Source organism: Herbaspirillum sp. Sphag64 (assembly GCF_014192645.1).
In the GTDB taxonomy this organism is placed as follows: domain Bacteria; phylum Pseudomonadota; class Gammaproteobacteria; order Burkholderiales; family Burkholderiaceae_D; genus Herbaspirillum.
On the sequence record NZ_JACHYE010000005.1, the window covers coordinates 204,018 to 218,524 of the forward strand.

Sequence of the window (14,507 nt, forward strand, 5' to 3'; positions counted from 1 at the left end):
CCGCAGTCAACATGCTAAATCTTCCAAAATTTGTGTCATGAACCCCTTGCCATCCTGCAGCGGCAAACCATGCTCTTCGACGCCGAGAAAACGTTTCACCGCGCGCGCGATGGAGATTGCCGACTCAGGATCAAATGTTTGCTCCGGATCAATCACATCGCGCACATAATCTAATTCCGACGCCAACACCGCGAGGCCAGCCTGTCTCGCCTCAATCAGGGGTAACCCCAATGACTCAATGGTAGAAGGATAAATTAGCGCAGCAGCCCGATCATAAAGCCGCCCAATCTCGGCATGCGGCACATTGCTTGCATTTTCCACTCTAATCCGGTACTTCGCGACTTTCGTTTCCACCCATAGACACAATTCGGTGAAATGCGTACGTTCCAACGTCAGTATCAAAGAGGGAAATAAACCCTCATCTGCCAATAAGCACCAAGCCTCGATCAATTTACGATGATTTTTATGCGGCTCGCCAGACGCGACATACAGAAAATCAGCTTCTTTTCTTCTTCCCGTTTCAACCGTATTCAGTTGACGATGGTAACCGTCACGCGCAGCAGCAAATGGAGAGACCCTGACGGGAATGCTCCCCTTCGATAAAATACTCAGTAGTGTTTTCATCGACGGTGTCTGCACGAGTAACTCATCCGCATTAGCTAATCTGCTGGAAAGCCACAAGCGCTCCACGAACATTCTCAGTCTGGATTTAAGGGAAAAACCATCTAGTTTGACACCATCGACCAAATAGCGATTTTGTACGAATACCACAACACGCCCACGCAATTTGAACAAAGGCGGAAGATTGCCAAAACACAATACGATATCGTCTGCCTCGACATTCTTGCGCAGCCAAATTTCCGCAAAAAGACGTCTCAAGACGGTAGGGGCAACACGCCGGACTTGTACTTCTTGCTCAATTTCATCGGGCAAGAGAATGCGGCCGTCCAGAGACAGCACTAGTTTAATGCCCGCGGGCAACGCGCCCATCAGGGCTAACAACAAAGAGCGACCGCCTCCTTGGTGCACATTCGTAGCGTGAATGAACAATCTACGGGTCACAATCAGCCCCCGTGCATTAAGTTTGTTAAGACAGTAAGTTTCAGCCGAACCTCAGACCAATGTTTGAATCAAACGGGGCTAACTGCAGGCCTCCGGCGATGTGTTACAAAAATTACCGGCAATTTTAGCCGGATTGTAACGTCTTGATTGAGTTTTTTGATTGACAACAGCGCTCCCATAAAAGGCGCAGTTGTGCTAATGACATTTACCCTGGCGGCCAACCATTACAATCCGAAAAAATCGAAATAGGCCGCTGAAACAATGACGAAAAATCAGATTTTGGTCCAGTACGGCGCTAATCCCCGTACACGTCGATAGGTATCAAGTGCCTTTTTTGTCATCGTTTCACCCAGCACGCGCCACAACCAGAATCGTATGTATACACGTGCCATCGCCATCAGCCATAACCCCCCCGGCATTTTTTGACCATTCATTCTTTGTGCCCGCCTGATTTCTCGCATCGCCACCAATGTGTTGGCAGGGTCGCTGCTGACACCTCCTTGACGCATTCCAGTTGTTATCAAATCAGGAATGAACTGGGCCTCGCCCGTTTTTAGCTCTCGCAGGAGTAATTCATAGTCACCTGCAATTCGGAAAGATTCATCAAATACGCCTCTCCGCTCGAACAAACTGCGCCGATGCATTACACCCTGATGTGGAATACACATGAGTTGTGTGAAGCTTTTTTTCACTTTAAGCCACGGCTCACCAACCGGATAAAGGTCGCCACCGTCTGCGTTAACGAGCATTATTTGAGCATATGCTACACAGATAGCGGGACTAACAGTCACCAACTGCTTACTGACTTTCTCCAATACATGCGCATCCCAAAAGTAGTCATCGGCCCCGAGAAAGCAGATCCACTCTCCTTTTGCCTGTGATAACCCCTTGTTCCAGGCGTTGTATATCCCACGATCCGGCTCTGAAATCCAATAGCTGATCAAATGACTATTTGCTTTCAACAAATCAACCGTACCGTCCCTAGACCCCCCATCGATGATGACTAGCTCTTTGTTTTCGTAGGTTTGTTGTGCAAAACTATCAATGCATTGCTGCAGCGTCTTTGCGCCATTGAATACGGCGACGATGACCGTCAACAAAGGTTTAGATTCAATTTGCTTCATAGTCATCATTCTCGTCGGTACTATTAGCCCAAATCTGGACTGCCACTCATCATTACACTTTAATGCAGATGAGGTAATTACAAAATCAAGTCCTCAGCCGCCATCAAATGAGTTGACTGCGGCGATAACCGCTTCCACATCGTCGACGCTCATCTGCGGATGGCAAGGCAACGACAGGCAAGTGTTTGCATGGCGCTCTGTGTGGCGTAGTCCCTCCGGATCCCTTGCCAGCTCTGAGCAGGGAGACTGCTGATGCACAGGAATCGGATAGTGAATGAGTGCCTGAATGCCGCACGACTGCAAGTGCTTTTGCAATTGCTCTCGCGCTTCGCAAATGACGACAAACAAATGAAATGCATGGGCAGCAGGCTCCTGCGGGGCGCTAAGGAGTGTGACCAGAGGCTGCCTGATGCCGACACGATAAGCATCAGCAATTTCACGGCGACGCTGCGTAAATTCTCGCAACCATTTCAATCGCGCCCCGAGCATCGCTGCCTGGATCTCATCAAGACGGCTATTCATCCCCAGCTCAGGATGGTGATAACGTACGCTCTGGCCATAGTTGCGCAAGCGTGCCGACTTTTTTGCCAACGCCTCGTCCTGAGTCACCAACATGCCGCCATCGCCTGGCGCACCTAAATTCTTCGTCGGATAAAAACTATAGGCGCCCGCGCGACCGAAAGCGCCTGCCATACGACCGCCCCAGCTTGCTAAATGCGCTTGGGCACAGTCCTCAATCAATACAATGTCGCGCTCCTTGCATAGCGCAGTCCATGCATCCATGTTGCGAACCTGCCCGTAGAGATGCACCAATACGACGGCCTTGGTGCGGGCGGAGATACAACGTCGTACACTCTCTATGGAAAGCAAACCAGTATCTGCTTCGATATCAGCCAGAACAGGTACGGCACCTGCCCGTAATATCGCCAACACTGTCGCAAAAGCTGTCATTGAAGTCGTAATCACTTCATCGCCCGGGCCGATATCTACTGCTCGCAGAGCAATTTCAATCGCGTCCATGCCGTTGCCCACCCCTACGCCGTATGTGGTACCGCAAACAGCCGCCCATTCGCGCTCAAAATTTTCTACTTCCTTGCCCAGTACAAACCATCCTGAGTCGAGTACACGCTTCGCGGCCGCCAACATGGCCTCGCGGATTTCTTCCGGCTCAGCCTTGAAATCATTCATTAAGATCATTTGTCCGCATCCCAATAATGCTGGCTATTCGCCTTGTAATATTCCATTGTCTTTCTCAATCCATCCTTCAAGCCGACCTTCGGCGTCCACCCCAAATCCTTGGAAATCAGGGTGAAATCACTGTAATAATCGCCAATATCAATGGCCTTGCGTTCTGTTGGAAACGCAACAAGTTCATGCGTGCCACCGTAACCCAAACTCACCATCATTTGAGCCAAATCGCCTAAATTGATGACTTCCCGGCTGCCAAGGTTATACACTTTCCCATTGGCGACATCACTAGCGCCAGCAAGCAAGAGTGCATCCACGCAATCATCCACGTAATTGAAATCGCGTAGTTGCTTGCCATCTCCGAATACCTTGATTGGCTTACCTTCAATGATCGATCTGACCCAAATACCGAGAAAGGTTTGCCGAGCATCCTTCACTCTCATCGCCGGCCCGTAGGTATTGGTCAAACGTAGCGCGCAAGCGCGAATACCATAGACATTGTTATACAACAGGTGATACCACTCGCCAGCGAGTTTATTGATACCGTTGACATCAACTGGGCGGATCGGATGCGCTTCGTCCACAGGCAAATAATCCGGCTTGCCGTAGAGCTGCCGAGTGCTGGCGAAAACAAGCTTTACGCCGTTGTTGGCTTTTCGACAGGCCTCAAGAATAGTCAACTGCGCCGCGGCATTGATGTCCAAATCTGCTCTTGGATCTGCCATAGAATCCATGTGGCTCGTTTGCCCGGCCAGATTGAACAAATAATCCTGATCCTGCACCAAATATGCCATCGCATGCGGATCACGCACATCACTGATATTGCAAGTCAGGCGCTCCTTAATATCCGCGACGTTGAACAGATTCCCACCGTAAACCGGAATCAGGCTATCGACCAAAGTGACGTTGGCCCCCAATTCGATCAACCGACGCGCGAGATTGGAGCCGATAAATCCAATGCCACCGGTGATCAGTACGCGCTTTCCACTATAAGCATTTATATTCATTGAATTCCCCCTTAAGCCGTCGACGCAAGTTTCGCAGCGGTGTCTTCCAGGAAACAGGTTTTGTTACACGCCCGCGATTAAAGCCTGGCAATACGCTCATGACTATCTCTTTTTCGGATGCCAAAGCCTGCACGTACGGACGATAAAGTAAATCTCTTACCGCGGGAGAAAGCTGGTAGCCGCCTAAATCCACGGTATTGTCGAGATACTGTTTAAAGCCATGGTAATGGTAGAAAACTAGTGGAAAATCATTTACATACAACTTCGTCGAGCGCTCGCTTACTTCATATTGCTGTACGTTCCACGGTGCAACGCCACCGCCAATATGTTGCAAAGCATGTACGCCATCGAATCGCTGCAGCCAGTCATCCAAATATTTCTGGTCACCAAATTTGCCGTCTTCGATCCGGTTAAAACACCATTCCAGGCAGCGATCCTGCCACCATTGAAGTACCGCCAAGCCTCGCTCATCGGCCTTGAATGTCATAAATTGGACGCAATAAATTCCCGATGTCGCCGACTGGTCATAACGCGGCGTATATCGATGTGAGGTAATCAGTACGGAAGCGCCGCTGCACTCGAACTCCTGCAGTAACAAAGAAGGCTTTTCGTAAAAACAAAGATCCGCATCCAGATAGGTGACTTCCAAGACACCGTAAGTATCCAGCACATAACGAATAACGTGTGAAGTGCAGGTCCAGCAGTATTCGCCGGCAGTCCGCTGACCTTTTACAGCACGTAATTCAGGAGACTCGAATACGTCGAGAGGAATAGCCACCAGCTTGGGCAGGTTGCATTTAAGCAGAACCTGATATGCCAGATCATCGAAACAAACGGCATATAGTGTGAAATCCTCCCCTGTTTTCTCAAGGGAGCGATACATGACCAGCGCACGGGTCAAATAATTTGAATCAAACAGTGTACAGAAATTATGCATGAGAGTGTGTGGTCGTCTTTGCCTGCATGAAATTATTCAAATAAAGACCTGCGTTACGCAGTGCGATCCGTAATGACAATCCACCCAACATATTTAAAAATCGAAACAGCAGGTCGAGATAGCCCTGCGCTATATCCTACTCGGCAACATCATGCGAACTATTGGGCCCAATTGCGCCGACAGAGACTTTTTTCAGTAAAGAAAAGATCTCAAACAATCTCCCAACGTCGCCGCAGGGATAATATCTTGTTTTTGATGCGCACAATCAACGACAATCTCAGCGATTTGAAATAGCGGCTTGCAGCATCGTAGGCTTGCTTATTAGGCTCGATAGAAATACCACCAACTTGTACGGGTTGCTCTGCGAGCTTCCCAGTAAACACATCTGTAGTACCACAGTGCGTGCCACTGCTGTCATTTCCAATATTTTGTACCAAACTGATCCCTGGGTAGAGCGTCAATTTATTTCCCAGAAATGCGCTGGCGTACCAACGTATTGCCCAAGAATCGATTCTTCCTTCAATTTGATGCTGCAACATCTCTGCATAATCATAATTTCCTTCGAAATCAAAAATTTTGACTTCTCCGCTAGCTTGCACTGCGTCATATAGTTTTCGTGCGTCTGGCTCAAACAGATCCCATCCGCGCTTCCAGGTCGCCCATCCCCAGCAATCAGCTCCACGCAAGAAAAACGTTGGTGGCAACGCCTCCTGTACCGGATAAATATAACCGTGAATACTGATAACGCTGTCTTCCGCCTCATACAACTTTAATGCGTCGTTCATGTAGGACAGAAAATGACGGGATGTCACCAGATCATCTTCCAGAACAATAACTTTTCCATATTGATCGCAGGTCGTGGTAACTCCATCAATGATAGATTTTGCCAGACCGTAGTTGACCTGCCGCTCGACGATTGTTACAGATTTGAAACCACTGATTGTTTTTAGATAATCCCGCACCGCCGATACCGCTGGCACGGCCGCAGGACTCTTGGGTGCATCTGAAAATATGATCAAATCGCTCGCGATAGCGAGATCGTTTTGACGCAAGGCATCGACCGTTTTCCGTGTATGCTCCAGGCGGTTATAGGTGAATAACACGATCGGGGCGATCCGACTGCGAGCATCTTCTGATAAAGTGATCTGCTGTGACATGCTATCCATCATTGTGAGGTCTTATTCGACAGAGACCTTTTGGAATACCCCGACCCAACCATCCTTTTTGCCAATAAAACCGGCCGATAAGAAGAACAACAACGCGCTACAAAAGACTGCCAGCTGCAATAATTTTCGATAGGCACTTTTCACATAATTGGCTCTGAAAAATCCAAACCGATGGTAGCCGGTGCGAAACCAAATATCGCGCAGTACCAGCTTATTTTTAGCGTAATACTGAATCTGTGCCTTGTTCGCGCCAAATACCTGCATGATGCCACTGGGCTGATAGGGCTTCACATGATCAAAATCATCGTAAAAATACTCACTCATGAGCGGCGTCGCTATGACTAGAAAGCCATTGGGCACCAAATACTCGAGATATCCATCGATAAAGTTTTTCAAATCCAATGGTGAAAAATGCTCCACCACATGGGACATCAGCAGCAAATCGAACTTCCCGATACCGTCATCCAATTCACTTACTCCAAGGCACTTAAGTCCTCGCGCCTTGTTTGCCTCGACAATTTCGGGATTAATATCTATGCCAGTGACATTTTGAAAGCCACCTTTCAACAATCGATCCATGTTGCGTCCATAGCCGCATCCGACATCTAAAATACGCGCGTCTTGCCTGACCTGTCGGCCGATCATTTCGAGTAGTTTCCGCGATTCCCGATCGTAGTTAACTACTCGTAGATAGAAAGATTTGATCATTTTTGTGCCAACGTTGGCCGATGATTGATTTTGCAAAAAAAAATCGCAAAGCATGAAAGCTGTGGATTCTACCCTTCCCTACCGTACCAGCATAGATGTAGCATCAATTGAACAATCACAATGAAAATACAATGCCGTTCTGTGTCGTAGGCTGAAGTAGATAATTTCCCTTTTGTAGCATTATCAATCACATCAAACTCAAATGGTAAGGCCCATTTCGACGAGATAGACTACGCAGTGAATCACCACATAAGAGATGAATGGCTCCTACTCAAAGCCTTGTCATTACCTCTTCAGCGATCGCAAGTGAAGCGGTCAACCCTGGGGATTCGATGCCGAACAGATTAACCAGACCCGGCACACCGTGTGAGGCGGGTCCCTGAATGACAAAATCGGTAGCCGGCGCGCCCGGACCAGACAGCTTTGGGCGAACTCCTGCGTAACCAGGTTGCAAGGCACCGTCAGGTAATGCAGGCCAATAGCGCCGGATTGCTTCGTAGAAGCCGTGTGAGCGGCCCACGTCAACATCATAGGCAAGTCGGTCCACCCATTCCACATCAGGACCGAAGCGGGCTTGCCCGCCCAGATCGATCGTCAAGTGCACACCCAGCCCACCCGGTTCAGGCACGGGGTAAATCAGTTTGGAAAACGGTGAGCGACCAGTGAGGCAGTAATAATTACCTTTGGCCATATAAAGTGGAGGAACCATGGCAGACGCTAGCCCAGTCATACTGCTAGCAACCTGTTGGGCATGCAATCCTGCGCAGTTGACGACAATGTCAGCACTTAACTCCATCGGCTGTATGCCACCAACCTGTACAGTAATGCCATTGGCACTGCATTGCGCTCCCAGCAGGGGAGAGCCAAAAGCCAGGACACCACCGGCAGATTCATAATCGCCTTGCAGAGACAACATAAAAGCATGACTATCGAGAATCCCGGTACTACTACTTTCCAGTGCTGCGATGCAATGCAGCTGGGGCTCTGCTCGTTGTGCAGTCGCAGCAGAAATCATGTTTAGCTCATTAACGCCATTAGCGCGCGCCGCGAGCTGCAGATTTTCCAGAACAGCGAGATGTGATTGCTCCGTAGCAACAATTAACTTGCCGCAGCGAGCATGGGTAATGCCACGTTGCTCACAATATTCATAGAGCAGATGCTTGCCGCGCACGCATAATTGCGCCTTGAGCGATCCAGCCGCATAGTAAATGCCGGCATGTATCACTTCACTGTTGCGCGAACTGGTACCGCTGCCGATGCTCTGCTCGCGTTCGAGTAGGACTGTTTCAAGGCCGCGCTGTGCCAGTGCTCGCGCTACCGCCAGACCAACTACGCCAGCGCCAATCACAATGCAATCTACTTTTTCCATCTGCTCAAGATTCTTTCATGGCTTGGGAAATGTGATTTGAGAGCGAATGCCGTAGTCCCCTCAATACGCTGCATGAGTGTTTTTTCATTAACAGGTCGAAGAAAAAAATCTGCGCGCTCGAATTAACCACCACCAGATGCCTTGGAAAAAGGTGCACCGAACTTCTCTTTCACCGCATTAACAAGAATCTTAGAGCCTTCAAGTGTAAGATGGGCATTGTCAAAAGACGAGGGCATCTGGGTCTTTTCATTGGCAATCGTCAAACAACCCTCCGCGTTACACAGTACGCTCAGCGGAGCAATGTAGGTAATCCCATTTAACTGCGCTAAATGCATCAGTTTCGCGTCCAGCTCTGGAATGGACGGATCCAATCCGAACTTGGTCCGCACCGGAATTTCCGTAGTCCCTGTTTGTTTCAGATATCTCGTCATTGCATCTCCCAACGAACTCTGCCAGTGAGGAACCGGACCGACCAAGACGATATGCACCACACCATTTGCGCGCAGAAACTGAACCGTCTCACTCAGGTGGTCTAGCGAATTTTCATTTACGGACTGGGGCCAGTCATGTGCCAGGATGACTGTCGCTGGACGTAAAATTCGAATTTTTTCCTCCACAACCTTGTTCAGCATCCCGCAATACGGTCTGTCCAATTTTTCAAAATTGAGAAATGGCGGGCAAGAACTAGATGTGTACTGTGCCAATGCAAACTGTGCCTCGGAGTGAAGGGCTTCGATCGCACGAAACAAATGTGATGCATGCGAGTCACCCCACAGCATAATCAATGGAAATCCTTTTTTGTAATTCTCGGTCTCTATGCATTTGGGCGAGAAAACAACTTCCTGTTCACTCAACATGCATTCACTGTTACGGAACTCTTTCTTGTATTGGTACTTTGCTGCAAGGAACGGTCGCAATGTGTCCGGGTACCGCATTGCGAAACCATCATCCGCGTCGATATAGAAACCGACAGCTCCCAAGAAAAGCATACTAGCAACCAACCCGAAAACAACTTTACGCTGCCGAAGCGGAACCGTCCCAAAACGGATCGGTATTTCCACAAATCTGTAGGTAATCCATGCCAGCAGAAAGCTCAAAGCAACGACCGCCACCCTGTATATTAATGGCTCCCCCAAGCCCTCGATACGCAAGAAAGATAGAAATATCCAATGCCAGAGGTATAAGGGGTAACTGATTAAACCAATCTGGATCATCAATTTGTTCGACAAAAACTTTTCAGAAATGAAGCTGCCAGGACCAGAGATAATCAACAGAGCAGTACCAACCGTCGGCAGCATTGCCCAGTAGCCAGGAAACGCACGCGCATTGTTGGTCCACCGAAAGGCCACTAACAGTAAAATCAGGCCAACTCCAGATAACAAGTTCCGCGCCATTCTCTCGGATAAGAAGGATCCGGATTTTCTCGCTAAAGCAGCGACGACGTTTTTACCGTGCAACGAGAATTGGGCGACCATTGCACCAACCAGTAACTCCCAGGCTCGGGTAAGTGGGAAATAAAATGCGGCAGTCTTGTCATGTCCGACCAGATAGATACTTCCAGTGAGCGACAGTAACAACAACACCAAGATAATCGGTGTGCGTTTAATTGATAGCTTGTGGATGATCACCAAGATCAACGGCCACAGCAAATAGAATTGTTCCTCGATACTCAGTGACCAGATATGCAGCAACGGTTTCAAGTCAGCGTACACATCAAAATATCCAGCCTCATTCCAGAGAACGAAATTCGAGACGAAGCCGATGGCCCCCATCACATGCTGCGCAAGGCGCTTGTAATCAAGTGGTACCAAAAGGCACCATCCGAGTACTAACGTCGCGGCCAACACCAAAATGAGTGCGGGTAATATCCGCTTTATCCGACTCGCATAGAAATTACCGAAACTGAAGGTACCCTTATCGAGTTTCTCGAAAATGATTTTTGAAATCAGATAGCCGGAGATCACAAAAAATATATCGACTCCGACAAACCCTCCGCGAATATGAAAAGGCGATGCATGAAAACCCAGAACTCCAAGTACGGCGATCGCACGCAGCCCATCGATGTCTGAGCGATACCATGGTGAATTGTTTCTCATTGTTTTTCCGGCCAGTGCCATGTTAGATGAAATCAAAAATCATGAAGTTCAGTACTCACGACGTCTTGTAAGCGATGTCATTGATACCGATCTGAGTTTTGAGATATTGTTTTTGAACATCTTTCTGAAAGAACTACCACAATATCGTTGGAGCTCCAGATCTCGACGGTCACGCGGCAGTAATAGATTTGATGCCACGATAAGATTTAACTGAAATCGCAAAACGTGGTCCTATCGCTGTGCGTAGCGTCTGCTACGGATGGATTTCTAGAAGAGTGGGGATACCTCCAAGTCGACAGTCATCAGCCCCTTCCATCGACGGGCTCCGGTCCCTCGACCTCATCTGATTGCAGATTCATTGTTTGATATAACTCACAATTTGCCAAGAGTTCCGTGTGAGTCCCTTGAGCAACGATACGCCCTCGCTCCATTACATAAATCACATCACACTTCATGATAGTGGTCAGTCGATGGGCAACGATAATTAGAGTTTTGCTGCCAGCCAGTCGCGCTATTTCATCCGATAATTCTTTTTCAGTGATGTTATCTAGTGCACTCGTCGACTCGTCAAAGATAAGAATTTCCGGATCCCGATACAACGCGCGGGCAATACCCAACCTTTGTTTCTGACCACCTGAAAGACGGGCACCCGCTTCACCGACCGAAGTACGAATACCATGGGGTAAGCCACTTACATATTCTTCAAGGTTGGCGGTCCGAATGACACGATGAATTTTTTCCTCATCATAGTCATGGCTGAACGCTATGTTGAACGCGATCGACTCATCGATCACTGCAATATGCTGAGGCACGTAACCGACATATTTCTTTAACGCATCAGATTCAAAGGGATCAATCTCAACACCATCCAAATAGAATTTGCCGGAAGCTTTCTCCTGAAGTCCTGTTATAACATCCAGAAGCGTACTTTTCCCCGAGCCGGAAGAACCAACAATACCGATCGACTGACCTTTTTTGATTGTCATCGACAGCCTATCCAGGATGACTGATGCTCCATATTTAAAGCTTAAATCTTTGATTTCAATTTGTTTGGTAAATTGCAACGCGGAATGCTTTATATCCTGCTGATTCTGCTGCAATCCGTCGTGAAATTCTGCAAGTTTATCTAGATAATTTTTGGAATATTTGAAGGAGCCATAAAGCCCGGTAAGTCGCCCGAACGCGGGAAGCACACGTAGGGCTGCCAACGCCATTAAACCTAGCACCGGAATCATCTTCTCCATGCTCACTCCCGAGCGCACGAACACGACCGCTACGATGACAAAGCAAGACATGATGACGTATTCGATACTAACCCTAGGCAACGATGACGCGAGACTATTTCGCCATGCGATCTCCTTGGTCAACTTAGATAATTCCACAGTACGGTTAGTGAAAATATCTCCAAGACTCATGATTTTGGCGTCTTTGATGCTCGATACCGTTGCAAAGGCCCATCGGTATCGGTCACCATCGATACGGGACTGCTCCTTACCATAGGACATGATGCGCTTGATAATAACGAAATACAGCAAGCCGGCAACGACTGCCATAATCGCGAAAACAATTACCGTTGCCAGCGGCTGCAAATACGCTGAAATTCCTAGGAACAATAAGAAGAAAATCAGCTCATTGAGAATGCCAAGCCAAGCCTGAAAACAGAAAACGACTTGGGTCGAATAGGTGTAATTCATCCCCACCAATTCGGATGGCGGTTGTTTCAGAAAAAAATCGTAGCGGGCTCGCATCAGCAGTCCAAAGAGCAGCGATGTCAATCTGTGGCCTATTTCGGCCAACTCCTTAAATTGATAGCGCGCAAGTAAAAATGTCATGCCGCTTTTTAAGGTAAAAAATAACAGCATGCATGCACTTAGTGCATAAACGAATTGCCCATTATTTTGAAATCCCAACATCGAATACACCATCGACAGGGATTTCTGTGATTGAATCAGCGCCGGTTCCGAAATGATTTTGAGATAGGGAAAAATGACAGCGATCCCGACCAGATCAGATATCGAGAGCAAAAGCAAACCACCGAGGAAGAAGGCAATGCGGCGCCTTCCTATAAATTTAAATAGAAAAATCATGTGACCTTTTTAAGCTTTTCACCCAACCCGCCGGAGGGAATCGACTGAAGGTCACCATATAGGCCCTTCAACAGTCGACCAATCTCCTGCTTCAGATATGCTGTTTCCCGATCAATCGAAATTTTCTCCAAACTATCTGGATCAATCTCATCAAACAGCGAATCACTGGCATTTGTATAAATCTTGTTGATTAGATTTTTGGCACTTAGTGTCTTTGCTCGCCGCTTACAATCGATCAACTGCTGTCGGTACGGCGCAACTTCACGGACAATACGTCGTATCACACGCTCAGCGAAACTAAAACCATGTTCGCGAGACGCCGGGTAACTTTCCGATATATCGATGAGCGACCGCGAATATTCAAATGCACACCATCGATATGCCCTACGTATATTTTCGAAACTCCATCCATCTGCCAAGGCTTGCTCAATCTTACGGAAATAGTCATCCAGGCTAGCACCAACGTAGTTGATGGAAGATGGATAGGATGTAACCAGCTCAGCCGAGTAAAGTACAACAGGAAGTCCAAGAAGACTCATTTCCTTGCCAGCGTTCGACCAACCATTGAGGATTACGTCGCCGATTTCAGCCAGGTCATACAGGGATATCGCATCCGCAGGCCAATTCACACGGAAGTTATTCGGCAGATTCGTCAGTATTTTTTCGAGGATTTCCGCCTGCGCAGACTTTACACTTTCGCGCTTGTTGGGGAAATTTCGTGGGTGGACGCGCACAATGAAACAAAGTTCTTGATGCTGCTTCGCATAGTCGATAAGTGCCTGAATCCATTCAACCTGAGTTGGAAAAATGCAGGTCGTATCCGGGAACTGCACACCTATTGCTTCGGCCGCGACACGTTCGTCACTGCTGCTCATGGTGGCAATCAATACCTTTTGCCCCTTGCGCACCCCAAATTTCTCTCGGAGGTCGATTTTTTTATTAGCCGCAGGTGCGGAATAGGCAAATGCATCGAGCCCCTTCAACAACGCAAGTACATGATCAGTCACCGTGGATAATTGCGACTTCGTGCAGGGCATACCCTCGTATTGCTTCCAGTGCGGATTACGATTCCAGCTTGCCAGCGAATAGCCACGAGTGACAAACAGTGTTTGCATCCGGTTGGCGATATTATTTCCGGCATGAATGAAGTAATGCGGAATTCCGCGCTGCGCCGCTAACTCGCAACAAATATGGTTCACCGAATAAAATGCGTTATAGACCATCACCCGATCCGGCAATTCACGATCAATCAGCCGCTTACAAGCATAAAACGACGACAGGGCATTGCTTAATTCCGGTAAAAATCGCGTCCACTCGTCTTCAGTAATGACAGTCGAATCTTTTTTAAGGTTAATTAGAAACTCATAAAGTGCATACCGGGCAACAGGAATACCATCGAGCTCAAGGTCCAGAAAATTATGACGGTTCACCCCTTTAAGTACATCGATGACCATCAAACGATCTTCGGCCTGAAGGATATCGTTCACATCCGGGCCACCAAAGCCGAACTTGCTACGAATGATATTTTTATAGGCAGTGCACCTGTCACATACCTTCTGTTTCTCAGATTCGCTGGCGTTCGCTGATACGCCATATGCGCTCATCGGAATGCAATATCCCTTGAATTCCCCTCCGCAGGAAACATATAGAATTTCATGACCTTCCTGCTTCAGAGCTTCCGCAACCAGTGCTTCCGGAAATGCATGCTGCCAGATCGCAGAGTGGGGGGCAAATGCGAGTATTTTCATTTTAACAATTTAAGT

At 48.1% G+C, this 14,507-nt stretch carries 11 protein-coding genes; all 11 read right to left on the reverse strand.

Annotated features, from left to right (window positions below; all coding sequences use genetic code 11):
* Nucleotides 1-6 precede the first annotated feature (6 nt).
* Nucleotides 7-1,005, reverse strand: coding sequence for a glycosyltransferase (locus FHW66_RS10960; protein ID WP_255458925.1), 999 nt, complete (start codon nt 1,003-1,005; stop codon nt 7-9).
* Nucleotides 1,006-1,334: 329 nt separating this feature from the next.
* On the reverse strand, nt 1,335-2,186 hold the full coding sequence (locus FHW66_RS10965; RefSeq protein ID WP_183379825.1) for a glycosyltransferase family 2 protein: 852 nt from the start codon (nt 2,184-2,186) through the stop codon (nt 1,335-1,337).
* Nucleotides 2,187-2,279: 93 nt separating this feature from the next.
* Entirely contained in the window at nt 2,280-3,383 is a 1,104-nt protein-coding gene (locus tag FHW66_RS10970; protein WP_183379826.1) for a DegT/DnrJ/EryC1/StrS aminotransferase family protein, read from the reverse strand.
* On the reverse strand, nt 3,380-4,381 hold the full coding sequence (locus FHW66_RS10975; RefSeq protein ID WP_183379827.1) for an NAD-dependent epimerase/dehydratase family protein: 1,002 nt from the start codon (nt 4,379-4,381) through the stop codon (nt 3,380-3,382). The genes FHW66_RS10970 and FHW66_RS10975 overlap by 4 nt, the downstream gene beginning before the upstream one ends.
* Nucleotides 4,362-5,264, reverse strand: a complete 903-nt coding sequence (locus FHW66_RS10980) for a hypothetical protein (RefSeq protein WP_221196977.1) — start codon at nt 5,262-5,264, stop codon at nt 4,362-4,364. The genes FHW66_RS10975 and FHW66_RS10980 overlap by 20 nt, the downstream gene beginning before the upstream one ends.
* Nucleotides 5,265-5,527: 263 nt before the next feature.
* Nucleotides 5,528-6,475 (reverse strand): glycosyltransferase, encoded by a 948-nt coding sequence (locus FHW66_RS10985; RefSeq protein ID WP_183379829.1) that lies wholly within the window; start codon nt 6,473-6,475, stop codon nt 5,528-5,530.
* A gap of 21 nt (nt 6,476-6,496) precedes the next feature.
* Nucleotides 6,497-7,192, reverse strand: a complete 696-nt coding sequence (locus tag FHW66_RS10990) for a bifunctional 2-polyprenyl-6-hydroxyphenol methylase/3-demethylubiquinol 3-O-methyltransferase UbiG (protein WP_183379830.1) — start codon at nt 7,190-7,192, stop codon at nt 6,497-6,499.
* Between the two features lie 271 nt (nt 7,193-7,463).
* Entirely contained in the window at nt 7,464-8,561 is a 1,098-nt protein-coding gene (locus tag FHW66_RS10995; RefSeq protein WP_183379831.1) for an NAD(P)/FAD-dependent oxidoreductase, read from the reverse strand.
* Nucleotides 8,562-8,683: 122 nt separating this feature from the next.
* A complete protein-coding gene (locus FHW66_RS11000) occupies nt 8,684-10,678 on the reverse strand; it encodes an acyltransferase family protein (protein WP_183379832.1) in 1,995 nt (664 codons plus the stop codon).
* 281 nt (nt 10,679-10,959) lie between these two features.
* Complete coding sequence (locus FHW66_RS11005) at nt 10,960-12,744, reverse strand: ABC transporter ATP-binding protein (RefSeq protein ID WP_183379833.1); 1,785 nt, start codon at nt 12,742-12,744, stop codon at nt 10,960-10,962.
* Nucleotides 12,741-14,492: a hypothetical protein gene (locus tag FHW66_RS11010; RefSeq protein WP_183379834.1), complete on the reverse strand. Its 1,752-nt coding sequence runs from the start codon at nt 14,490-14,492 to the stop codon at nt 12,741-12,743. Before FHW66_RS11010 ends, FHW66_RS11005 begins: the two co-directional genes overlap by 4 nt.
* Between the last annotated feature and the right edge of the window lie 15 nt (nt 14,493-14,507).

Excerpts from the sequence above, each read along its gene's own strand:
- FHW66_RS10965 (WP_183379825.1), bottom strand. The coding sequence starts at position 2,186 with ATGAAGCAAATTGAATCTAAACCTTTGTTGACGGTCATCGTCGCCGTA.
- FHW66_RS10975 (WP_183379827.1), bottom strand. The coding sequence starts at position 4,381 with ATGAATATAAATGCTTATAGTGGAAAGCGCGTACTGATCACCGGTGGC.
- FHW66_RS10980 (WP_221196977.1), bottom strand. The coding sequence starts at position 5,264 with ATGTATCGCTCCCTTGAGAAAACAGGGGAGGATTTCACACTATATGCC.
- FHW66_RS10990 (WP_183379830.1), bottom strand. The coding sequence starts at position 7,192 with ATGATCAAATCTTTCTATCTACGAGTAGTTAACTACGATCGGGAATCG.
- FHW66_RS10995 (WP_183379831.1), bottom strand. The coding sequence starts at position 8,561 with ATGGAAAAAGTAGATTGCATTGTGATTGGCGCTGGCGTAGTTGGTCTG.
- FHW66_RS10985 (WP_183379829.1), bottom strand. The coding sequence starts at position 6,475 with ATGTCACAGCAGATCACTTTATCAGAAGATGCTCGCAGTCGGATCGCC.
- FHW66_RS11000 (WP_183379832.1), bottom strand. The coding sequence starts at position 10,678 with ATGGCACTGGCCGGAAAAACAATGAGAAACAATTCACCATGGTATCGC.
- FHW66_RS10970 (WP_183379826.1), bottom strand. The coding sequence starts at position 3,383 with ATGATCTTAATGAATGATTTCAAGGCTGAGCCGGAAGAAATCCGCGAG.
- FHW66_RS11005 (WP_183379833.1), bottom strand. The coding sequence starts at position 12,744 with ATGATTTTTCTATTTAAATTTATAGGAAGGCGCCGCATTGCCTTCTTC.
- FHW66_RS11010 (WP_183379834.1), bottom strand. The coding sequence starts at position 14,492 with ATGAAAATACTCGCATTTGCCCCCCACTCTGCGATCTGGCAGCATGCA.